Origin of the sequence: Mesorhizobium sp. M0633 (assembly GCF_040320645.1) — a bacterium.
Classification (GTDB): Bacteria; Pseudomonadota; Alphaproteobacteria; order Rhizobiales; family Rhizobiaceae; genus Mesorhizobium.
Map to the genome: position 1 here is coordinate 171,939 of NZ_JAMYQC010000010.1, position 18,831 is coordinate 190,769.

An 18,831-nucleotide genomic window follows, 5' to 3' on the forward strand; every position below is an offset into this window, starting at 1 on the left:
CATCACGGGTCCACGACCTCATTTGCCATGAAGCGAGGGAACCAGGATTCGTGGGCGGCGGTCAATTCGCTGACCGGTATCGCACGCGCCTCGCCCAGCTTCAGTTCGCTGCCGCCGGTCGAGCCGATCCACGGCGCAAAAACGCCGAGCTTGTTTTGCTGTTCGCGAATGGCGTCCCATTGCTCGCTCTGCGGGTCGATCGACAGCGTCAGCAGATAACGGCCCTGGTCCTCGCCGAACCAGACCGGGATCGGATCTGCACCGATCAGGCCGGGAATGGTCGCGCCGATGCCGGAGGCCATCGCCATCTCGGCCAGCGCCACCGCGATGCCGCCATCGGAAACGTCATGCGCCGCGGTAACAACACCGGAGGCGATCAGTGCCCGCACATGGTCGCCGACCCGCTTCTCGTGGCCGAGATCGACCGGCGGCGGCGGGCCGTCGGCGCGGCCAAAGATGTCGCGCATATAGACCGACTGGCCAAGATGCGAGCCCCATATCGTCGGGGCGCCGACCAGCACGATCATCTGGTCTTCGGCGGCAAAGCCGATGCGCACCATTTTCGACCAGTCGGCAATCAGACCGACGCCGCCGATGGTTGGTGTCGGCAGGATGCCTTGGCCGTTGGTCTCATTGTAGAGCGAGACGTTGCCGGAGACGATCGGGAAGCCGAGCGCCCTGCAGGCATCGCCAATACCTTTCACCGCGCCGACCAACTGACCCATGATCTCCGGCCGTTCCGGATTGCCGAAATTGAGGTTGTCGGTGGCCGCGAGCGGCAGAGCACCGGTGGCGGTAAGATTGCGCCAGCATTCGGCAACCGCCTGCTTGCCGCCCTCGTAAGGGTCGGCCTCGCAATAGCGCGGCGTCACGTCGGAGGAGAAGGCGAGCGCCTTGGTCGGATGACCATCGACGCGCACGACACCGGCGTCGCCGCCGGGAAGCTGCAGGGAATTACCCTGGATCAGCGTGTCGTACTGCTCCCACACCCAGCGGCGCGAGGAGAGGTCCGGTCCGCCCAGCAGCTTGAGGAGTGCGTCGGCCACATCGGTTCGCGGTGCATCGCCAGCCAATGGCGCCGGTTTCTTCGGCTCGACCCAGGGACGGTCATATTCCGGCGCCTGGTCGCCGAGATCCTTGATCGGCAGGTTGGCGACCTCGTCGCCCTGGTGCAGCACGCGGAAGCGCAGATCGTCGGTGGTCTTGCCGACGATGGCAAAATCAAGGCCCCATTTGTGGAAGATCGCCTCGGCCTGTTTTTCCTTTTCGGGGCGCAGCACCATCAGCATGCGCTCCTGGCTCTCCGAAAGCATCATCTCATAGGCGCTCATGCGCTCTTCACGCACCGGCACCTTGTCGAGGTCGAGCTCGATGCCGAGGTCGCCCTTGGCGCCCATCTCGACCGCCGAGCAGGTGAGACCAGCGGCACCCATGTCCTGGATGGCGATAACGGCGCCGGACGCCATCAGTTCGAGGCAGGCTTCGAGCAGGCACTTTTCGGTGAAGGGATCGCCAACCTGGACCGTGGGCCGCTTCTCGTCGATCTTGTCGTCGAACTCTGCCGAGGCCATGGTGGCGCCGCCGACGCCGTCGCGCCCGGTCTTGGCGCCGAGATAGACGACCGGAAGGCCGACGCCCTTGGCCTCGGACAGAAAGATTGCGTCCGTCTTCGCGAGGCCCGCGGCAAACGCATTGACCAGGATATTGCCGTTGTAGCGGGCGTCGAAATTGACCTCGCCGCCGACCGTCGGCACGCCGAAGGAATTGCCATAGCCACCGACGCCGGAAACGACGCCGGCAACGAGGTGTTTGGTCTTGGGATGGTCCGGCGCACCGAAGCGCAGCGCGTTCATCGCCGCGATCGGCCGCGCGCCCATGGTGAAGACATCGCGCAGGATGCCACCGACGCCGGTCGCAGCTCCCTGATAAGGCTCGATATAGGAGGGGTGGTTATGGCTCTCCATCTTGAAGACGACGCAGTCGCCGTCGCCGATGTCGACCACACCGGCATTCTCGCCCGGGCCCTGGATGACTTGCGGCCCGGTGGTCGGCAGCGTGCGCAGCCACTTCTTCGAGGATTTGTAGGAACAATGCTCGTTCCACATCGCCGAAAAAATACCAAGTTCGGTAAAGCTCGGTTCGCGCCCGACCAGGTCGAGGATGCGTTGGTACTCGTCGGGCTTCAGCCCGTGCGCGGCAATGAGTTCCGGAGTGATCGGCACGGAATTGGAAATGGTCATGGTCGGCAAATTGTGTCCTTGGGATCGAGTCCCGTCTTATCGCAAGCTTTGCAGCCGATACACCCCGTTAGATGACTAAAACGATGGAAAGCAACAGCTGACGGCAAGTAGCGAAAGATCGCCACTCGACCCGCCGGTTTCAAGCCGGTTCAGGAAAAGCTGTCGTAGCCGGCGCGGCCCTCGTCCAGAAGCCGCCGGATCACCGCGACGCCGTGCGCGATATCGTCCCGCTGTCGCGGCTGCGAGATGCCAAACCGCACGCCGTGAAAGGCCTGTTCAGAACGCCCTGCCTTGAACTCATCCTCGTCGTCGATGAGCACGCCATGTTCGAGGCAGGCCTGTTTGAAAGTGCCGGAAAGCCACGGGTCGGGCAAAGTGAGCCAGACGAACGGCACATTATCCAGCGCCTTGAAGTCGAAGCCGTCGAGTGTCTCGCGCACGATCGCTATGCGCGCACCGATCTCGGCAATGCTGCGCTTGCGCATCTCGGCGGCCTGACTGGACAGCACCAGCCGGCTGCCCACCTCCGCCAGCAGAAACGGCAGGCCGCCCGTCATCATCTTGTGGGCAACCCGGATGCGGTGACGATAGGCCGGCGGGCAAGCGAGCCAACCGCCGCGAACACCCGCCGCGACCGATTTCGAGAGGCCGCCGGCAACGATGGTCCGTTCGGGAGCATATTCGGCCATTAAAGGCGTTGGGTCATCGGTCAGTCCGCCATAGAGATCGTCCTCGATCAGGACGACGTTATATTGACGGGCGACATGCGCGATTGCCTCGCGGCGCGATGCCGACAGCGTTGTCAGTGTCGGGTTCTTGGCCGTCGGCATCAAAAACATCATCTTCGGGTGCTTTTGCGCACAGACGCGCTCGAAATCCTGGGGATCGATGCCCTCGTCGTCCGCCACCACCAGTGCGGTCCGGCGACCGATCAAGCCGGCGCTGCGGGAAATCTGCGAATAGGTGAGGTGCTCGAAGACGACATAGTCGCCGGGGGAGGTGAGCCCCGCAATGGTTGCCATCACCGCGGCGTGGGTGCCGAGCGTGGGAACGATGGCATCCGCCGCCGGGCGAAAGGAATTGCGCGACAGCCAGCGCCTGCCGGCTTCGAACCAGCGGTCCGGGAAATCACGCGTGTAGCTTGAAATCTCATGCGGATGGTCTTGCGCCGTGCGTGTCAACACGTCAGCGACGATGGCACCCTGGCCGACATCCGGTGCGGCGGTGCTATCGAAGCGCAGTTTGTCGCCGGGCGCATCCATATAGCGCGTGCCTTGTTCGACCGGCCCCAGGAAATCCGGCTTTGCGCTCTCCGACTGTTGAGCGATAACATAGGTTCCGCGGCCGACCTCGCCGCTGACCAATCCCCGCTCGCGCAGCAATTGATAGGCCCTGCCGACCGTGCCGACAGTCGTGCCGATGTCGTATGCCAAATCGCGCTGCGGCGGCAGCTTTGCCCCTGCACCGATCAGGCCGCGGTCGATGTCCGTCTCGATGGAATCGGCAAGCCGCTGATAGAGCGGGCCAGTGCCGGCTGTAAGGTCTGGAAGCCAAGTTGTCATGGTGACAATTTTTTACATTGCACCGAAATGAGAGTCAATACATATGAAGCGGGCTGTACAAAAGGGCACAATTGCAATCTTGGCAGAAAGAAAATGGGTACAATAGAGACAATCCGCTACGCGGCAGTTGAATTGCAGGTGCAGGTGGCGCGCCCGCCGGGCAGGCCGACCTATGTCAGTCGGCTGGTGCGTACGCTCAGATCCTTCGCGAGGTGGATCGACGGGTTAATGGATCGCCGGCGCAGCCGGCTGGTCCTGCTCGAGATGACTGACGACCAGCTCAAGGACATCGGTATCTCGCGTTGCGATGCCCATCGTGAGGGGCTGAGGGCGTTTTGGGACTGAGAGCAGCCGGATGCTCCGTCTCGAACGTCGCGTGGCATATCGGCGGTTAGACGAGAGCGTCAATATCGACATCGGAACCAACGCGATCTTCTTCATCACTGAGATACCATCCTCCTTCGTGCCCTCACAGCATTCGCTCGCGACGTCTCCAGTGAATAGGGGTATTGCTGAAAACAGCTAATTCCCTTATTTTGGGGATAACGAAGGAGATGACCGTGGCAAGTTTCACCCTCACAGATCTCGGCAACAAATCCGGCGAGGTTGTTGAGGCCGCGTTCCGCGGCCCTGTTGACATTACCAAGCGCGGCAAGCGCAAGTTCGTTCTCCTGACGGCAGAGCAGTTCGACCGCATCACCAGTCGCAGCGCGCAACGGGCACACCGCGTCGAGGATCTGTCGGCCGAGGAACGCGACAGGCTTCTAACCGGCCTCGACGCAGTCGCGCGAGATGATGTTCGGGATGACTGAACCCGGCCACGGACAGATCATTCTTATTCCTATTTGTGGGCAAGGGAATATGACCGGGGCGAGGAAAGCGGACGCAAGGCGCGGCCGACTTGCGTTATGCTGATCGTTGCCGGCAAGAATGGCCGCAAGCAGGCCCTGCTCTTTCCAATCACGAGCCAGCCGCCACGACCTGGCGCGCACTATGTTGAGATTCCTGAGACCGAGGCCCGCCGCGCCACCCTCTTTACCCCAGCCTGGGTTATCGTCGACGAATTCAACACCGATGATCTCGCGACGAGCTGGGCGCTCGAAGATGCCAAGCCGCTCGGCCAATTCACGCGCAAGTTCATGTCACGGATCGCTCGCGAAGCTGCTGCGGCGATCCGTGCAGGCGCCGCGCGAACCGTGCCAAGACGCTAAAGGCTGCCGCGGCGGGAGAGCATCATCGCGGATGAACGCCCGCCGCCCTGATCCGCGTGACACCGTGGTCCACAAGCACCGCCACGATGCACAGCATCAGAAAGAGCCCGGTGATGGCCAGAGCCGAGACGGCGACGCTGGTCGCGCCGTTCTTGGCGAGATCGAGGAACGGGTAGGGCACTTCACCGGCAATCGGCGCCCGCAGCAGCGCGTAGGCCAGATAGGCGATCGGATAGATCATCCACCAGGAGATGTCGCGCCACCGCGTCGAGCCGTCGGCGCCTGCCACAAGCCACCACAGCACGAACAACACCGGCGTCACATAGTGCAGGAGCACATCGCAGAGCAGGAACAGCCCTTGCGGCTGCCAAAGCTGCGCCAGGACCGTTGCATAAACGATGAGGACCAGCGTTATGGCGACGGCTACGCCCGCCCGCATCCGTGGCGCGGAAAAGGCCGGAAACCAGGCATAACCCGTCGACGACAGCAACGAGGCATGGACGAGCACCGCGCCGATGTTGGTCAGGATGGTGAAGAAGCTGAAATAGAAGACCAGCGAGCCGGCAAAGCCGCGGCCGGCTTCCATTGATGCCGGGACGGTGATGCAGAGCTGCAGGACGAGCCCGGCCAGGCCGACGACCAGACCGGTGATCTGCAGCACGCGACCCATTGGGCTAGGCAGCAGCGCCGCAGGCCGGATTGCCCGCCTGCCAGCGGGCAATGTCCGAGCCGATGCGGGCGCCGAGCGGTTCCGCCATCAATGGGCCGAACACGTCGACGCGGCTCGAATTGCCTTGCGCCTGCACGACCAGCAACGGCTTTCCACCATAATGTTTGGCCGGCACCAGCAGGAAGCGCGGCGTGCCGCTGAACGAATTCAGCTCGTTGGCCATCTGGTAAGATTTGAAGGCAGGGTCCTTGCTGGCGATCCAGCATTTGTGGGCAGCTATTGCCACCTGCTCCATGGCAAGCAGTGACGCACTCTTGCCCGCCGGCGCCGGCGCGCTCTTCGGGCCTGACTGGCAGGAGGCGAGTACAAGCCCGGCGGCAGTAGCGACGGCGAGGCGCGTGGTCGTCGGTCTCATGTTCAAGCGGCGCCCATCTCGAGTTCGGACAGAAAGATCTTCAGACCGTCTGTCATCTCACCCCAGACGCGCGACAGCGCCGGATGCTGCAAGGCGATTTGCTCGTAGGCATCGAATTTCGGATAGGCGTCAAGCAAATCGGGGCGGCCGATCGTTGTCCTGAAATTGTTGAAGACGAAGCGGGTCGGCGTCAACCACGCATCGGCAAAGGAGATGTCGTCGCCGAGCGCGAACGGGCCATGCGCCATGCGGGCCTCGATTGCCGCAAGCCCGTGATGCAATCGGGCGAACTGTGCCTTGATCTCCGCCTCGTTGCGCTGCGGCACGAAATGGAGCTCGAACAGCTTCATCGTCGGGGCGAGCACGTCGAGGTCGGTGATGCGGGCGAACATGCGCACCAGCGCCCGGTCCTTCGAGTCCCTCGGCAGCAGCGCCGGCTCGGGAAAGCGCTCCTCCAGATATTCGGCGATGACCACCGATTCGACGATCGTTTCGCCGGAGCCGGTGATCAGCACCGGAATCCGGTTCAACGGCGAGATGGCACGAAACGCCTCCGGGATGGGAAACCCCGGCGGCGGTGCAATGAGCTTGAGCGGCACGTTCTTGATGTAGGCCAACGCCCGCACGATCGACGAATAGGGCGACAACGGCCGCGAATAGAGTTTCATGACCGTGGCTCCAGGAGGAAAATTGAAGGCATCAAGCAGCGATGCCCAGCGCGCTTTCGAACAGCGCCCGGCCGTCGCTGCCGCCATGCGCCGCTTCGATCAGGTTCTCGGGATGCGGCATCAGGCCGAGCACGTTGCCGCGGCCGTTGACGATGCCGGCAATGTCGTTGATCGAGCCGTTGGGATTGGTGCCTTCGGCATAGCGGAACACCACCTGGCCTTCGCCTTCGAGGCGGGCCAGCGTTTCGGCATCGGCAAAATAATTGCCGTCATGGTGCGCCACCGGCGCCCGGATGATCTGGCCCGGCTGGTAGCGGCGGGTGAACATCGTGTTGGCATTGGCGATCTGCAGCTTCACCTGACGGCAGACGAATTTCAGCGAGGTATTGCGCATCAATGCGCCCGGCAGCAAGCCGGCCTCGACCAGGATTTGGAAGCCGTTGCAGACGCCGATGACCGTGACGCCCTTGGCCGCCTTTTCGGCCACAGCCCGCATTACTGGCATGCGCGCGGCAATGGCGCCGCAGCGCAGATAATCGCCGAACGAAAAGCCGCCGGGAATGGCGATCAGGTCGACATCGGGAATTTCGGTGTCGGTCTGCCAGACGGTGACCGGCGGCGTGCCGGAAATCTTGGTCAGCGCCGCGATCATGTCGCGGTCGCGATTGAGGCCTGGGAGCAGGACGACGGCTGATTTCACCTCAGGCGATCTCCACCGCGTAATTCTCAATCACTGTATTCGCCAGAAGCTTGTCGCACATGGCTTTCAGATCGGCCTCGGCCTTGGCGCTGTCGCTCTCGGCCAATTCGACGTCGAAAACCTTGCCTTGCCGCACCTGGCCGACGCCGCCGAAACCCATTCCGGACAGCGCGTGCTCGATTGCCTTGCCTTGTGGGTCTAGCACGCCGTTCTTGAGGGTTACGGTAATGCGGGCCTTGATCACGCTGGACATGCTCCTGTTCACCTGTTGAGCGGGCAAGCCGTCAGTGCGGCTTACCTTTGACACCGTCGGTCGATGCGACGAGCACCGGCCCGGCCGGACGCGGTGGCTCGTTCTCGTTCATGATGCCGAGACGGCGGGCAACTTCCTGATAAGCCTCGACCAGCCCGCCCATGTCGCGGCGGAAGCGGTCCTTGTCGAGCTTGTCCTGCGTCGCCACGTCCCACAGCCGGCAGGAATCCGGCGAGATCTCATCGGCAACGACGATGCGCATCATATCGCCTTCGAACAGGCGGCCGCATTCGATCTTGAAATCGACCAGCTGGATGCCGACGCCCATGAACAGGCCGGAAAGGAAGTCGTTGACGCGAATGGCCAGCGCCATGACATCGTCGATCTCCTGTGGGCTCGCCCAGCCGAAGGCGGTGATGTGCTCTTCCGATACCATCGGATCGTCGAGCGCATCGGCCTTGTAATAGAATTCGATGATCGAGCGCGGCAGCACGGTGCCTTCCTCGATGCCCAGGCGCTTGGCCAGCGAGCCGGCGGCGACGTTGCGCACCACCACTTCGAGCGGGATGATCTCGACTTCCTTGATCAACTGCTCGCGCATGTTGAGCCGGCGGATGAAGTGGGTCGGAATGCCCATCCGGTTGAGATGATTGAAGATGTGCTCGGAAATGCGGTTGTTGAGCACGCCTTTGCCATCGACGATTTCATGCTTCTTCTTGTTGAAAGCGGTAGCGTCGTCCTTGAAGAACTGGATCAGCGTGCCAGGCTCCGGTCCCTCATAAAGGATCTTGGCCTTGCCTTCATAAATGCGGCGGCGATTTTTCATCTGATTTTTCTCTGGATTTGCGGGCAGGCGGCAAGCGACCAGTTCCTGTCCGTCTGCCTAAAATAAGATGGCGACGGTGGGGTTCAATGCCGGTGTCTATCCCAATCGCACTGTTTGCTCAATCGGCAAATCCTTTCAATCAACCGCTTTCGGGCACCGAAATGCCGCAGCGCAGCAAGCAATGTAGCATATTGACCGGCCGGCGCCCTTTTGGTTTGTGCTCCGGCAACACATATTGGCACAACGAATCGGATTTCACGGAGGGATGCCATGAGCAGCATGAAAGACCGCGAAGAGGGCTTTGAGCGCAAATTCGCATTCGACGAGGAACTTCGGTTCAAGGCTGCGGCACGCCGCAACAGAGCGCTCGGCCTGTGGGCTGCCGAAAAGCTCGGCAAGTCCGGCGCCGATGCCGACGCTTATGCCAGGGAAGTGGTCGTCAGCGACATCGAGGAAGCCGGCGATCACGACGTTTTCCGCAAGATACGCAAGGATTTCGATGCGGCCGGCATCGACCAGTCGGACCATCAGATCCGCCGCACCATGGATGAATTGATGGCGCAGGCGATCGAGCAGATCAAGAACACCTGATCCCCATCGATACTCTTCGAATGCTGGACCAATCGACCGCCCGGCCTCACCGGGCGGTTTTTCTTTGCCTTTGCGGTCATTTCCGGCTGAATTGCTGCAAGCAAAGAGGAAATCGCCAATGTCCCTGAAGTCACGCCTTGCGGCCGACGAGACGCTGTTCACCGCATGGTCCGGCGTGCCGGATGCCTTGACGGTCGAGATACTGGCCAGGCAAGGGTTCGACGCGGTTACGCTCGATATGCAGCATGGTGGGCATCACGAGGATAGCGTGCTGCGCGGGCTTGTGCCGGTGCTGGCCGCCAACAAGCCGGCTTTGGTACGCATCCCGGTCGGCCGCTTCGACATGGCCAGCCGTGCGCTTGACTTCGGCGCCGAGGCGGTGATCGCCCCGATGGTGAATTCGGTGGCGGACGCAAAGCTGTTTGCTACCGCAATGAAATACCCGCCACTCGGCGAGCGCTCCTGGGGCCCGACCTATGCTTTTCCGCGCCATGGCAAGGGCGACTATGCCGACTGGCTGCGCGACAGCAACCAGCGCACCATGGCGTTCGCCATGGTCGAAACGCGGGCCGCGCTTGATGCACTCGACGGCATCCTCGACACGCCGGGCATCGACGGTATCTTCCTTGGCCCGTCGGATTTCTCGATCGCCTGGTCGCAGGGCACCACCGTCAGTTCGACGCTGGAGAGCATGATGGGGACCGTCGCCTCGATCGCCGAGCGCACCCGCAAAGCCGGCAAGCATGCGGCGATCTATGTGATGGAACCGGCCATCGCCGGTCGCGTGGTGTCGATGGGTTACCGGCTGCTGGCGATGGGTTCCGAGCATTCGCTGATTTCGCTTGGGGCAAAGACCCTGCTGAGCAGCGTCAGGGATTCGATCGCTTCCTAGAGCAATTCCAGAAAAGTGTGAAACGGTTTTCCGTCCGGAATTGCGTCAAAACAAAGAGATAGAGCGGTTCGCCGTTTCCGTGAAGCGGTGAACCGCTCTAGAGATCCGTCAGGAATTTTGCGAACGTCATCGAGCCTTCAGGCCAGGGGCCGAAGCCGGAATCCGCGTTGAGATGACCGGCATCCCCGGCGTCGATGAACAGCGAGCCCCACGCCCCGGCAATGTCCTCGGCGACGCCGAAGGCGCAGAACGGGTCGTTGCGGCTGGCGATCACCACCGACGGAAACGGCAGCGGGTCGCGCGGATAGGGGCCGAAGGTCATCAGGTGCCTCGGCTTTATCTCTGGATTGGCGACATCGGGCGGCGCCACGAAGAAAGCGCCGGCGACCGGCCTCTCGAACCGAGGCAATGCTTGAATGACCGCCGCGACGCCAAGCGAATGGGCGACGATGACGACCGGCCGCTCGGCCTCGTTAACCGCCTTGGCGACACCGGCCGTCCAATCCTCGCGCACCGGCTTCGACCATTCCGCCTGTTCGACGCGGCGCGCTGTCGATAGTTTCGACTGCCAGCGGCTCTGCCAATGATCGGGGCCGGAATTGGTGTAGCCCGGCACGATGAGAATATCTGCTTCCCTGACTTTCATGGCGCGCATGTAGCGAGAGGCGCTGTCGGGTGCAACCGGGTATGAACTCAACAGCGACACGCAAACGGCCGCTCACGAGCCCGGTTCTGCTCGCTATTGTGAACACCCTGTTCGCTTCTTGCGCTCTTGTGTGAACGATCGCGATCAACGATCTGTCGCCAGGAAAGAATGGCTGTTCCGAGATTTTGGCACGGACATGGCGTAGAATGATTGATGGCGCCGGATTGCTCTGTTGGAAGCTTGTCGAGCGCCGCCTGAACGGAGCACTTTGATGAGCGAACTGCCTTTTGCCGCGACGACCCCGGTCAGCGTTGCCCGCGTCGGCTTGCGGGCGCGCGATGCAGACAATCTCGCTGCCTACTATCGCAAAGTCGTCGGTTTGCAGGAACTGAGCCGCGCCGGCGGCACGATTACGCTCGGCGCAGTCAATCGCCCTTTGCTCGACATCGAAGCGGATCCGGCCGCGAAACCCGATGACCCGCGCAGCGCCGGTCTTTTCCACACCGCCTTCCTGCTACCCAGCCGGGCCGATCTCGGCCGCTGGATCAATCACGCCATCGCCGGCAAGATCGGCATCGAGGGCGCATCCGATCATCTGGTCAGCGAGGCTCTTTACCTAACCGATCCGGAAGGCAACGGCATCGAGATCTATGCCGACCGCCGTCCGCAGGACTGGAAATGGAACGGTGACAAGATAGCGATGGCGACGGAGCGGCTGAACATTCCGTCGGTCGTTGCCGAGGTGCCGGCCGGCGACACCGGCTGGCAGGGCGCGCCGGAAAACAGCATTATCGGCCACGTCCATTTGCGGGTCGGCAGGCCGGAAGAAGCCGAAGCATGGTGGCATCAGGAGTTCGGTTTCGACACAGTGGCAAAGTACGGTGGCGCGGCGGTGTTCCTGTCGTCCGGCGGCTATCATCACCACATTGGCGCAAATGCGTGGCAGAGCGCGGGCGCCGGTCGCCGCGATCCCGCCCGCTCCGGCTTGGCCTGGGTCGAGATGCGCTCGGACAATGCCGCAAGCGAGACCACCCGCGAGGATCCGTGGGGCACGGTAATAAGGACGGTTCCCGGTAAGGCGTAGGTTAGAGGTTCGCTTTTTCGAGCAAGCGGCCAAGCATGAGCAGGCCCGCTGGCCATACGCCCAGGCGGGCCTCGTTTCCCATATGGCCGAGATCGCCGGCATCGGCGATATCCGCGCCCCAGGCTGCGGCAAAAGCGGTCGCCTTGTCGAAGGTGACGCGTGGGTCGCTGCGGCTCGCCACCACCAATGTCGGGAAGGGCAGGCGCTTCAGCGGCATCGGCGCGAACGGGCGCACCGCGTCGAATGAGGGATCGGCATCGTCGACATTGGTCGCGGCAACCAGGAATGCCGCCGCGACCTTGTCGAGTTGGCCTTGACTGGCCCCAGCAGCCCACTTCACCGCCGTCGCCACCGCCAGCGAATGCGCAAGCAGCACGACGCGGCGCGGAGCGGCGGCCACCGCGGCATCCACCTGGCCGATCCAGTCTTCAGGCTTTGGCCGGTCCCACTCGGCCTGCAGCACGCGGCTCGAATTGGGGAACACCCGGCACCAATGCGACATCCAATGATCCGGCCCGGAATTGCCGCGCCCGGGCAGGGCGAGGAAATCGAAATCTCCGGCCGACGAAATCATCAGGCTTCTCCAAACACTCGGCTAAAGATCGTATCGACGTGCTTGGTATGATAGCCCAAGTCGAATTTCTCGCGGATCTCGGCCTCGGGCAAGGCTGCGACAACGTCCTTGTCGGCCAAAAGTTCCTCAAGAAAATCAGCGCCTTGCTCCCATACCTTCATGGCGTTGCGCTGCACCAGCCGGTAGGCGTCCTCGCGCGAAACACCGGCTTGCGTCAGCGCCAGCAGCACGCGCTGCGAATGCACAAGGCCACGGAATTTGTTCATGTTCTTCAGCATGTTGTCGGGGTAGACCAGCAGTTTGTCGACGACGCTGGTCAGGCGTGAGAGCGCGAAATCGAGCGTCACCGTCGCGTCGGGCCCGATCATGCGCTCGACCGAGGAATGCGAGATGTCGCGCTCGTGCCACAGCGCCACATTCTCCATTGCCGGCAATGCGAAGGAGCGCACCATGCGGGCAAGGCCGGTGAGGTTCTCGGTCAGCACCGGGTTGCGCTTGTGCGGCATCGCCGACGAGCCCTTCTGTCCGGGTGAAAAGTACTCTTCTGCTTCAAGTACCTCGGTGCGCTGCAGATGGCGCACCTCGATCGCCAGCCGCTCGATCGACGAGGCGATCACGCCGAGCGTGGCGAAGAACATCGCGTGGCGGTCGCGCGGGATCACCTGCGTCGACACCGGCTCCGGCTTCAGTCCGAGTTTCTTGGCCACGTATTCTTCGACATAAGGGTCGATATTGGCGAAGGTGCCGACCGCACCAGAGATGGCGCAGGTGGCGATGTCCTCGCGTGCATGCACCAGCCGATCGCGGCAACGCGAGAATTCGGCATAGGCCTGCGCCAGCTTGACGCCGAAGGTGGTCGGCTCGGCATGGATGCCGTGGCTGCGGCCGATGGTGATGGTGTCCTTGTGCTCGAAGGCGCGGCGCTTGAGCGCCGCCAGCAGCCCGTCAATGTCGGCCAGCAGGATGTCGCTGGCGCGGGTGAGCTGCACGGCAAAACAGGTGTCGAGAACGTCGGAGGATGTCATGCCCTGGTGGATGAAGCGGGCATCCGGCCCGACGAATTCGGCAAGATGGGTGAGAAAGGCGATGACGTCATGCTTGGTGACCCGCTCGATCTCGTCGATGGCGTCGACGTCGAACTTCGCCGCTCCGCCTTTCTCCCAGATGGTCTTGGCGGCCTCCTTCGGGATGACGCCGAGCTCGGCCAATGCGTCGCAGGCGTAGGCCTCGATCTCGAACCAGATGCGGAACCGGGTTTCGGGCGACCAGATGGCCACCATTTCCGGCCGGGAGTAGCGAGGGATCATCAGTCGGTCCTGACTTGCGAGAGCATTTGCCCGCGTCCTATCAGAGGCAGGCAAAATGCTCAACGTTGCTGGCGCGCAAACCAGACACTGGCGACAGCGAGCGCAATGAAACCGAGCGGAAAATACAGCCGGATGCCAAGGACGACGAACTGATAGAGCGCCGTCAACATCGTGAACACGAACTGGAAAACCCAGGTGATGGTGAGCGCGGGTGCATGCCATTGGACGTAGTAGGAGCGGTATTGCAGCCCAAAGAGGCCGCCGGTGAAGGTAATTGTCGCGGCGAGAAGGCAGACGAAGGCGGCGGCGACGGCGATTTCCCAGTGGCGTCCGAGCGAGACGAGCCGCGCCATAAACAGCCCAACCGGGAAGGCCAGCGCGCCGCCGGCAGCATAAAGCAGCGAGACGAAGCGGATCTTTACCGGGGTCTCCCAATCGTACAACAGCAGATTGAGCAGCGCGCTGGCGCCCATCGCCATGGCCCACAACAAGGCACCGGCAAATGCGGTGCGCAGCGGCGGCAAGGAGCGGCGGAGACGATGCAGGGCGCGATAGCGCATGGCGGGGAACGTCACAGGCGACCGGTTACCGCGATCCAGCGATAGTCCGGCCCTTCGAAGCCGTATTGGCGCACCGCGATCAGCACGGCATAGGTGCTGACGCTATCCAGCGAAAATGTCTGAACCGCGCCGATCTGGTAGCCATTCGGACAGCCTCTGCTTTGCGGGATCGATTTGTCCTCGTGAATGATCCTCGTCTGGCCGCCATCCTTCGCCTCGATGCGCAGCAGGCGAAAGCCATTGATCTCGCCCTGGCTCTGGCAGCGTTCGGTGTCGTTCATGCCGATCTGGTCGAGCCGGAACTCGAGCGGATCGTCGACCGGCGAGAAGATCGGGCGCGGATTGACCACCATGCGGAAGGGATCGGCAGAAAGCTCGGTCACCGGGTTGAAGCCGGCGGTGATGCCGCGATTTGCCGTGAGTTCCGCCTGACCGACGATCGCTTCGCCCCTTTGCCGGGCCTGCAGCCGCGCTGCGGCCACCGTGGCATTCTCGTCGTCGAGCCGGACACGTATCGGCGAGCCCTTCAGGAAACTGTCGTCGGCCGTGTCGATATAATAGCGGGTCGCATAGGGAAATCCCGATCCGTCCTGGACGCCGTATTCCTCGAAGGCAAAGACCCCGCCATCACTGCTGAAGCCGAGGATCTCAAGCTCGGCGACATCGCCTGCGTGGGCGGCGGCCAAAGTTGCAAGCGGGGCAAGCAGGCAGACTGCAAACAGGGCAAGATTTCGCATGGGGCTTTCCATTCCGGCGGTCGACGCCGTTAAATTCCTATCACGATGCCGTCAAAAGATCGTGCTGACTGAAACACAAAGTCGATGCATCCAATCCGGCCGCCGTTTGTTATTGTCGGCAGCTTCACCGCATTGTGCCTTCCGAAAATCAGAATCGATTTTCGGAAGGCACGATGCATTGATTCAAAATGTTTAGAGCGTCGTTTGCGCGTCCAAAGGGACGCGCGGCGCTCTAAGGGAGACCCCCATGACAGATGCAGCCAAGATTCGCGAACGTATGGAAGTGATCGGTGCCGACGGCGTCCATGTCGGTACCGTCGACAAGGTTGACGGAGATCGCATAAAGCTGACCAAGCGCGACAGCGGCGAGGGCGCGCACAGGGGCCATCACCACTTCATTCCTCTCAGCCTTGTCGCCGAGGTCGAGGGCCAGAAGGTGCGGCTGTCGGCAAACTCGGATGTTGCGGTCACGTTCGAGGAAGAAAAATCCGAACCCACCTGATCATAATCCAGTCTGATTACGGCTCACCCGAATGAGCGTTGCGCGTTCAGCGCGACGACCAGACCGGGAACAGATCGCCCTCGGCCGGCGTCGCGGCAAAGACGCCGCGGCTGATGGCGCGCGCCATCGTGGCGCCGGCCGCGGCGTAGAGATCGATTGCATCGTCGGGCTCAAGCTCGATGCCGCTCTTGCCCGTTGCCAGCGCGAAGACCAGATCGCCGTCGGCGGGCGTATGCGTCGGCCAAATGGCGCGGACAAAGCCGTCATGCGCCGATATCGCCAGGCGTTTGGCGGCGGCCTTCGTGAGTACCGCATCGGTGGCGATCACGGCGATGGTCGTGTTGGCGCCGGTTTCCGCCTGCTCTGCCGCATGCTTGTCACGGAACTTCAGCAGGACCTTTCTGGCATCGTCAGGCATCGGGTGGGGATAGCCTAACCCGCCGAACTCGTCGCCGATCTCGAACGGTGCCGCCCAGAAATGGCGGGTCCCGGCGACCGTCACCGAGCCGGTCGGGTTGACGGCGGCAAGCGCGCCGATGGTGACGCCGCTGTCCAGCACCGTCGAGGCCGAGCCGAGCCCGCCCTTCAGGCCGGAGCTCAGCGCGCCGGCACCCGCGCCGGCGGTGCCGAGCGCAAAGTCGATCGCGGCGGCTTGCGCGGCTTCGTAGCCGAGGTCGCGGTAAGGCGGATACCGGCCCCAATCCTTGTCGCCGCCATTGCGCAGATCGAACAGGATCGCCGCCGGCACGATCGGCACGCGAAAGCCGCCGACCTCGACGCCGATGCCCCTTTCACGCAATGCCGCCTGCACCCCCGACGCGGCGTCGAGGCCAAAAGCCGACCCGCCCGAAAGCACCACGGCATGGATGGCGTGGATCGAATTGTGCGGCTCGAGCAGGTCGGTTTCGCGGGTGCCCGGCGCACCGCCCAGGATTTGCACGCCGGCCACGGCCGGTTCGTCGCAGATGACGGTGGTCACACCGGATTTCAGCTTGGCATTCGCCGCATTGCCGACACGCAGGCCGGCGACGTCCGTGATGAGATTGCGCGGACCCGTATGGAACATCCCTGTGCTGGACATCATTGGCTCTCCGCCGGCGCGAAACGGCCGCCGTCGAAACGGTAGGCTCGATAAGGATTTTGCGTCAGGTCACCTTTTTCGTCAAAGCGGATCGGTCCGATCGCCGTGGTGAAGTCATGCGCGGTCAGCACGTTGGCCAGCCTCTCGCCGGAGCTTTGCGGCAATGCTGAAGCCGCCTTGGCGATCTCGACCGCGGCATAGGCGGGAAGCGTGTAACCTTCCGGCACGATGTTTTGTGCTGCAAAGCTTTGCAGTACCTTGGGGTCGGCGACGTCGGCCCATTCGGGCGGCGCGATCATCAGCGTGCCGACGGCATAAGGCACGTCGCCGAGCGGCGCGCGCAACGCTTCGCCGCCGGCAAACACCATGCCGGTATTTAGCTGGCCGGCATCCCGGCCCATAATGGCGACATCATCGCCGTCGCCGCCGGCAAAGACATGCGTTGCGCCGGCTTTCTTCAGCCGGCCGATCAGGCCGATCTGGTTGTCGAGCTGCGGCCGGAACGTGTCGACGAACACCGGCTTCAGAGCCGCTTGCTCGGCGGCTGCCCGAAACGTCTCGGCCATTTCGCGGCCATAGATCGTGCCGTCGTCGACTATGGCGAACAGCTCGGTTTGCCATAGGCGGGTGAGGATGGCAGCGACGGCATTGCGCTCGTCGTCGCCGCGCGGCCCGAGACGATAGATCGGCCATCCGGTCTTGGCGCGCCGGTCGGTCAGGCTTTCCGTGCGCACGCCGACGGTGATCACCGGTATGCCGGCATCCTTGAGGATCGGCAGAGCCGCCTCGATTGCGTCGGTGCACAAAAACCCGATGACGACGTTGACCTTGGCCGCGGTGAACTCCCGCGCGGCGGCGGCGCCACCGTCGGCCGTGCAGGCGTCATCGATCGACTTGATTTCGGCATCGTTCGCTTCAGCCGCCATTGTCGCGCCGGCCTCGATCTGTTTGCCGAGGATCGCCGACGGCCCCGACAAAGGTGCCGCGACGCCGACCAGCAGCGTCTCGGCATTTGCACTGCAGGCGACCGAGAGCCAGGCCAGCACCGCTATCGTGGTTGTCCAAGGTCGCATGCGAGCGAAGAATTCCTCCACGCCGGTCGCGTGGTTGCCGGCGCCAATGCCGTCAAGACCTAAAGGCTGGCCAGCTTTGGCGCAACACGCGAATTCGGGATATAGGTCAAGCACTTCGCTTGTGGCCTGCAATATCCCCCCATATATAACGGTTGGTTCTGACTAGTGGAAAATCATCGGTGCTGAAGAAGAATGACATCGGGCCGCAGGCCTACCGCGACGCGATGGCCCATTTTGCTGGCCATGTGCATGTAGTCACCACCGATGGCCCTGCCGGCAGGCGCGGCGCGACGGTGATCGCGGCCTGCTCGGTGTCGGACACGCCGCCAACCATCCTGGTTTGCCTCAATCGTGAAAATCCCAAGAACGAGCCGTTCGTGGAAAACGGCAAATTTGCCCTGAACACGCTGGCTTCGGATCAGGAGCCGCTGTCGATCGCCTTTTCCGGCATTACCGGCCTGCCGGTCGAGGAGCGTTTCGCGTTGGCCGAATGGGATGTGATCTCGACCGGTGCGCCGACGCTGAAGGGCGCGCTCGCCGTCTTCGACTGCGAACTGATCGACTCCAAGGATCTGGCCACCCACCGTGTGCTTTTTGGCAAGGTTACAGGTTTGCGCATCGGCGATAATTTGCGGCCGCTGATCTATCACAACCGCGGCTACCACGCTTTGTAGAGGCTTTCAGATGGCCGCGCCCGCGAAGACAGAATGACCGAGTTGAAAACCGCGTCCGGCGCCGCGGATGATCGACGAGACGCTCGATCTGTTGACCCGTGCGGATTATGTGGCGGACCGGTCGCTGGCGACCGTGCTGTTTTTATGCGTTCGGTCGACCCGCGGCGGTGGATCCAGGCTGGCGCGAAGCGCGTCGCATAACCACATGTCTGCCAGGGAGAAAATCATGGAACACAGTATCTATCTCGATGAGGCCCGCGATCCGCTGATCATCGCGGAGGGCTGGATGAAGGACGGCAAGGATGTCGCCATTGCCACCGTGGTCGAGACCTGGGGCTCGGCGCCGCGCCCGGTCGGCAGCCACCTAGTGATCGACGCGGAAGGCAATTTCCACGGCTCCGTCTCGGGCGGCTGCGTCGAAGGCGCGGTGGTGACCGAGGCGGTCGATGTTATCGATAGCGGCACGGCCAAAATGCTCGAATTCGGCGTCGCAGACGAGACCGCCTGGCAAGTCGGCCTGTCATGCGGCGGCCGCATCAAGGTCTATGTAGAAAGATTGGGTTGA

24 protein-coding genes are annotated in these 18,831 nt (G+C 62.7%); 9 read left to right on the forward strand and 15 right to left on the reverse strand.

Translation table 11 applies throughout. From position 1 onward, the window contains the following. Nucleotides 1-2 precede the first annotated feature (2 nt). Nucleotides 3-2,240 carry a phosphoribosylformylglycinamidine synthase subunit PurL gene (gene purL / locus NKI47_RS13675; protein ID WP_352590682.1) on the reverse strand — a complete coding sequence of 746 codons (2,238 nt, stop codon included), beginning with the start codon at nucleotides 2,238-2,240 and terminating at the stop codon, nucleotides 3-5. A gap of 149 nt (nucleotides 2,241-2,389) precedes the next feature. Then, nucleotides 2,390-3,802: an aminotransferase-like domain-containing protein gene (locus NKI47_RS13680; RefSeq protein WP_352590685.1), complete on the reverse strand. Its 1,413-nt coding sequence runs from the start codon at nucleotides 3,800-3,802 to the stop codon at nucleotides 2,390-2,392. A 93-nt stretch (nucleotides 3,803-3,895) separates the two neighbouring features. On the opposite strand from NKI47_RS13680, the gene NKI47_RS13685 reads away from it, so the two are divergent. From NKI47_RS13685 to NKI47_RS13695, 3 genes are all read left to right on the forward strand, one after another. Continuing rightward, nucleotides 3,896-4,147: a DUF1127 domain-containing protein gene (locus NKI47_RS13685; protein ID WP_023674717.1), complete on the forward strand. Its 252-nt coding sequence runs from the start codon at nucleotides 3,896-3,898 to the stop codon at nucleotides 4,145-4,147. A 164-nt stretch (nucleotides 4,148-4,311) separates the two neighbouring features. Next, nucleotides 4,312-4,614, forward strand: coding sequence for a type II toxin-antitoxin system prevent-host-death family antitoxin (locus NKI47_RS13690; protein ID WP_352570851.1), 303 nt, complete (start codon nucleotides 4,312-4,314; stop codon nucleotides 4,612-4,614). Between the two features lie 96 nt (nucleotides 4,615-4,710). Continuing rightward, on the forward strand, nucleotides 4,711-5,013 hold the full coding sequence (locus tag NKI47_RS13695) for a hypothetical protein (RefSeq protein ID WP_352590688.1): 303 nt from the start codon (nucleotides 4,711-4,713) through the stop codon (nucleotides 5,011-5,013). Nucleotides 5,014-5,035: 22 nt separating this feature from the next. Here the strand turns inward: NKI47_RS13695 and NKI47_RS13700 are convergent, their stop codons facing one another. Genes NKI47_RS13700 through purC form a run of 6 tightly spaced genes read right to left on the reverse strand, consistent with a single transcriptional unit; the run spans nucleotide 5,036 to nucleotide 8,545 of the window. Further along, the gene (locus NKI47_RS13700; protein WP_352457782.1) at nucleotides 5,036-5,683 is read right to left on the reverse strand and encodes a Pr6Pr family membrane protein; all 648 of its coding nucleotides are present in this window, start codon (nucleotides 5,681-5,683) and stop codon (nucleotides 5,036-5,038) included. 4 nt (nucleotides 5,684-5,687) lie between these two features. Beyond that, nucleotides 5,688-6,098 carry a hypothetical protein gene (locus NKI47_RS13705; RefSeq protein WP_352457781.1) on the reverse strand — a complete coding sequence of 137 codons (411 nt, stop codon included), beginning with the start codon at nucleotides 6,096-6,098 and terminating at the stop codon, nucleotides 5,688-5,690. Nucleotides 6,099-6,100: 2 nt separating this feature from the next. Next, nucleotides 6,101-6,766 (reverse strand): glutathione S-transferase family protein, encoded by a 666-nt coding sequence (locus tag NKI47_RS13710; RefSeq protein ID WP_352590693.1) that lies wholly within the window; start codon nucleotides 6,764-6,766, stop codon nucleotides 6,101-6,103. A 31-nt stretch (nucleotides 6,767-6,797) separates the two neighbouring features. After that, nucleotides 6,798-7,466 (reverse strand): phosphoribosylformylglycinamidine synthase subunit PurQ, encoded by a 669-nt coding sequence (purQ, locus tag NKI47_RS13715; RefSeq protein ID WP_023674723.1) that lies wholly within the window; start codon nucleotides 7,464-7,466, stop codon nucleotides 6,798-6,800. A gap of 1 nt (nucleotide 7,467) precedes the next feature. Beyond that, nucleotides 7,468-7,710, reverse strand: coding sequence for a phosphoribosylformylglycinamidine synthase subunit PurS (purS, locus tag NKI47_RS13720; protein ID WP_023674724.1), 243 nt, complete (start codon nucleotides 7,708-7,710; stop codon nucleotides 7,468-7,470). A 40-nt stretch (nucleotides 7,711-7,750) separates the two neighbouring features. Then, nucleotides 7,751-8,545, reverse strand: a complete 795-nt coding sequence (gene purC, locus NKI47_RS13725; protein ID WP_023674725.1) for a phosphoribosylaminoimidazolesuccinocarboxamide synthase — start codon at nucleotides 8,543-8,545, stop codon at nucleotides 7,751-7,753. 270 nt (nucleotides 8,546-8,815) lie between these two features. Between purC and NKI47_RS13730 the strand changes: the two genes are divergently transcribed. After that, nucleotides 8,816-9,136, forward strand: a complete 321-nt coding sequence (locus tag NKI47_RS13730) for a DUF1476 domain-containing protein (RefSeq protein WP_023674726.1) — start codon at nucleotides 8,816-8,818, stop codon at nucleotides 9,134-9,136. Between the two features lie 118 nt (nucleotides 9,137-9,254). Beyond that, the gene (locus NKI47_RS13735; RefSeq protein ID WP_352590696.1) at nucleotides 9,255-10,028 is read left to right on the forward strand and encodes an HpcH/HpaI aldolase family protein; all 774 of its coding nucleotides are present in this window, start codon (nucleotides 9,255-9,257) and stop codon (nucleotides 10,026-10,028) included. A gap of 97 nt (nucleotides 10,029-10,125) precedes the next feature. Here the strand turns inward: NKI47_RS13735 and NKI47_RS13740 are convergent, their stop codons facing one another. Continuing rightward, complete coding sequence (locus NKI47_RS13740) at nucleotides 10,126-10,674, reverse strand: RBBP9/YdeN family alpha/beta hydrolase (RefSeq protein WP_023674728.1); 549 nt, start codon at nucleotides 10,672-10,674, stop codon at nucleotides 10,126-10,128. 271 nt (nucleotides 10,675-10,945) lie between these two features. Between NKI47_RS13740 and NKI47_RS13745 the strand changes: the two genes are divergently transcribed. Beyond that, the gene (locus tag NKI47_RS13745; RefSeq protein WP_352590699.1) at nucleotides 10,946-11,758 is read left to right on the forward strand and encodes a VOC family protein; all 813 of its coding nucleotides are present in this window, start codon (nucleotides 10,946-10,948) and stop codon (nucleotides 11,756-11,758) included. Between the two features lies 1 nt (nucleotide 11,759). On the opposite strand, the gene NKI47_RS13750 is transcribed toward NKI47_RS13745, so the two are convergent. Genes NKI47_RS13750 through NKI47_RS13765 form a run of 4 tightly spaced genes read right to left on the reverse strand, consistent with a single transcriptional unit; the run spans nucleotide 11,760 to nucleotide 14,936 of the window. Continuing rightward, a complete protein-coding gene (locus NKI47_RS13750; RefSeq protein ID WP_352590702.1) occupies nucleotides 11,760-12,332 on the reverse strand; it encodes an alpha/beta hydrolase in 573 nt (190 codons plus the stop codon). Next, nucleotides 12,332-13,639, reverse strand: a complete 1,308-nt coding sequence (purB, locus tag NKI47_RS13755; protein WP_352590705.1) for an adenylosuccinate lyase — start codon at nucleotides 13,637-13,639, stop codon at nucleotides 12,332-12,334. Before purB ends, NKI47_RS13750 begins: the two co-directional genes overlap by 1 nt. 59 nt (nucleotides 13,640-13,698) lie before the next feature. Next, entirely contained in the window at nucleotides 13,699-14,199 is a 501-nt protein-coding gene (locus tag NKI47_RS13760) for a hypothetical protein (RefSeq protein ID WP_352590708.1), read from the reverse strand. A gap of 11 nt (nucleotides 14,200-14,210) precedes the next feature. After that, the gene (locus tag NKI47_RS13765) at nucleotides 14,211-14,936 is read right to left on the reverse strand and encodes a DUF2259 domain-containing protein (protein ID WP_352590711.1); all 726 of its coding nucleotides are present in this window, start codon (nucleotides 14,934-14,936) and stop codon (nucleotides 14,211-14,213) included. A 247-nt stretch (nucleotides 14,937-15,183) separates the two neighbouring features. Here NKI47_RS13765 and NKI47_RS13770 point away from each other — a divergent pair, with 247 nt between their 5' ends. Continuing rightward, nucleotides 15,184-15,438, forward strand: coding sequence for a DUF2171 domain-containing protein (locus NKI47_RS13770; protein ID WP_023674734.1), 255 nt, complete (start codon nucleotides 15,184-15,186; stop codon nucleotides 15,436-15,438). A 46-nt stretch (nucleotides 15,439-15,484) separates the two neighbouring features. Here the strand turns inward: NKI47_RS13770 and NKI47_RS13775 are convergent, their stop codons facing one another. Continuing rightward, the gene (locus tag NKI47_RS13775) at nucleotides 15,485-16,504 is read right to left on the reverse strand and encodes a P1 family peptidase (RefSeq protein ID WP_352590756.1); all 1,020 of its coding nucleotides are present in this window, start codon (nucleotides 16,502-16,504) and stop codon (nucleotides 15,485-15,487) included. A 14-nt stretch (nucleotides 16,505-16,518) separates the two neighbouring features. Continuing rightward, nucleotides 16,519-17,592 (reverse strand): branched-chain amino acid ABC transporter substrate-binding protein, encoded by a 1,074-nt coding sequence (locus tag NKI47_RS13780; RefSeq protein WP_352590714.1) that lies wholly within the window; start codon nucleotides 17,590-17,592, stop codon nucleotides 16,519-16,521. A 179-nt stretch (nucleotides 17,593-17,771) separates the two neighbouring features. Between NKI47_RS13780 and NKI47_RS13785 the strand changes: the two genes are divergently transcribed. Both NKI47_RS13785 and NKI47_RS13790 read left to right on the forward strand, forming a co-directional pair. Beyond that, complete coding sequence (locus tag NKI47_RS13785) at nucleotides 17,772-18,266, forward strand: flavin reductase (protein WP_023674737.1); 495 nt, start codon at nucleotides 17,772-17,774, stop codon at nucleotides 18,264-18,266. A gap of 226 nt (nucleotides 18,267-18,492) precedes the next feature. After that, nucleotides 18,493-18,831, forward strand: a complete 339-nt coding sequence (locus NKI47_RS13790; RefSeq protein ID WP_352570856.1) for an XdhC family protein — start codon at nucleotides 18,493-18,495, stop codon at nucleotides 18,829-18,831.

Excerpts from the sequence above, each read along its gene's own strand:
- purL (WP_352590682.1), bottom strand. The coding sequence starts at position 2,240 with ATGACCATTTCCAATTCCGTGCCGATCACTCCGGAACTCATTGCCGCG.
- NKI47_RS13680 (WP_352590685.1), bottom strand. The coding sequence starts at position 3,802 with ATGACAACTTGGCTTCCAGACCTTACAGCCGGCACTGGCCCGCTCTAT.
- NKI47_RS13685 (WP_023674717.1), top strand. The coding sequence starts at position 3,896 with ATGGGTACAATAGAGACAATCCGCTACGCGGCAGTTGAATTGCAGGTG.
- NKI47_RS13695 (WP_352590688.1), top strand. The coding sequence starts at position 4,711 with ATGCTGATCGTTGCCGGCAAGAATGGCCGCAAGCAGGCCCTGCTCTTT.
- NKI47_RS13700 (WP_352457782.1), bottom strand. The coding sequence starts at position 5,683 with ATGGGTCGCGTGCTGCAGATCACCGGTCTGGTCGTCGGCCTGGCCGGG.
- NKI47_RS13705 (WP_352457781.1), bottom strand. The coding sequence starts at position 6,098 with ATGAGACCGACGACCACGCGCCTCGCCGTCGCTACTGCCGCCGGGCTT.
- NKI47_RS13710 (WP_352590693.1), bottom strand. The coding sequence starts at position 6,766 with ATGAAACTCTATTCGCGGCCGTTGTCGCCCTATTCGTCGATCGTGCGG.
- purC (WP_023674725.1), bottom strand. The coding sequence starts at position 8,545 with ATGAAAAATCGCCGCCGCATTTATGAAGGCAAGGCCAAGATCCTTTAT.
- NKI47_RS13730 (WP_023674726.1), top strand. The coding sequence starts at position 8,816 with ATGAGCAGCATGAAAGACCGCGAAGAGGGCTTTGAGCGCAAATTCGCA.
- NKI47_RS13735 (WP_352590696.1), top strand. The coding sequence starts at position 9,255 with ATGTCCCTGAAGTCACGCCTTGCGGCCGACGAGACGCTGTTCACCGCA.
- NKI47_RS13740 (WP_023674728.1), bottom strand. The coding sequence starts at position 10,674 with ATGAAAGTCAGGGAAGCAGATATTCTCATCGTGCCGGGCTACACCAAT.
- NKI47_RS13745 (WP_352590699.1), top strand. The coding sequence starts at position 10,946 with ATGAGCGAACTGCCTTTTGCCGCGACGACCCCGGTCAGCGTTGCCCGC.
- NKI47_RS13750 (WP_352590702.1), bottom strand. The coding sequence starts at position 12,332 with ATGATTTCGTCGGCCGGAGATTTCGATTTCCTCGCCCTGCCCGGGCGC.
- purB (WP_352590705.1), bottom strand. The coding sequence starts at position 13,639 with ATGATCCCTCGCTACTCCCGGCCGGAAATGGTGGCCATCTGGTCGCCC.
- NKI47_RS13760 (WP_352590708.1), bottom strand. The coding sequence starts at position 14,199 with ATGCGCTATCGCGCCCTGCATCGTCTCCGCCGCTCCTTGCCGCCGCTG.
- NKI47_RS13765 (WP_352590711.1), bottom strand. The coding sequence starts at position 14,936 with ATGCGAAATCTTGCCCTGTTTGCAGTCTGCCTGCTTGCCCCGCTTGCA.
- NKI47_RS13770 (WP_023674734.1), top strand. The coding sequence starts at position 15,184 with ATGACAGATGCAGCCAAGATTCGCGAACGTATGGAAGTGATCGGTGCC.
- NKI47_RS13775 (WP_352590756.1), bottom strand. The coding sequence starts at position 16,504 with ATGTTCCATACGGGTCCGCGCAATCTCATCACGGACGTCGCCGGCCTG.
- NKI47_RS13780 (WP_352590714.1), bottom strand. The coding sequence starts at position 17,592 with ATGCGACCTTGGACAACCACGATAGCGGTGCTGGCCTGGCTCTCGGTC.
- NKI47_RS13790 (WP_352570856.1), top strand. The coding sequence starts at position 18,493 with ATGGAACACAGTATCTATCTCGATGAGGCCCGCGATCCGCTGATCATC.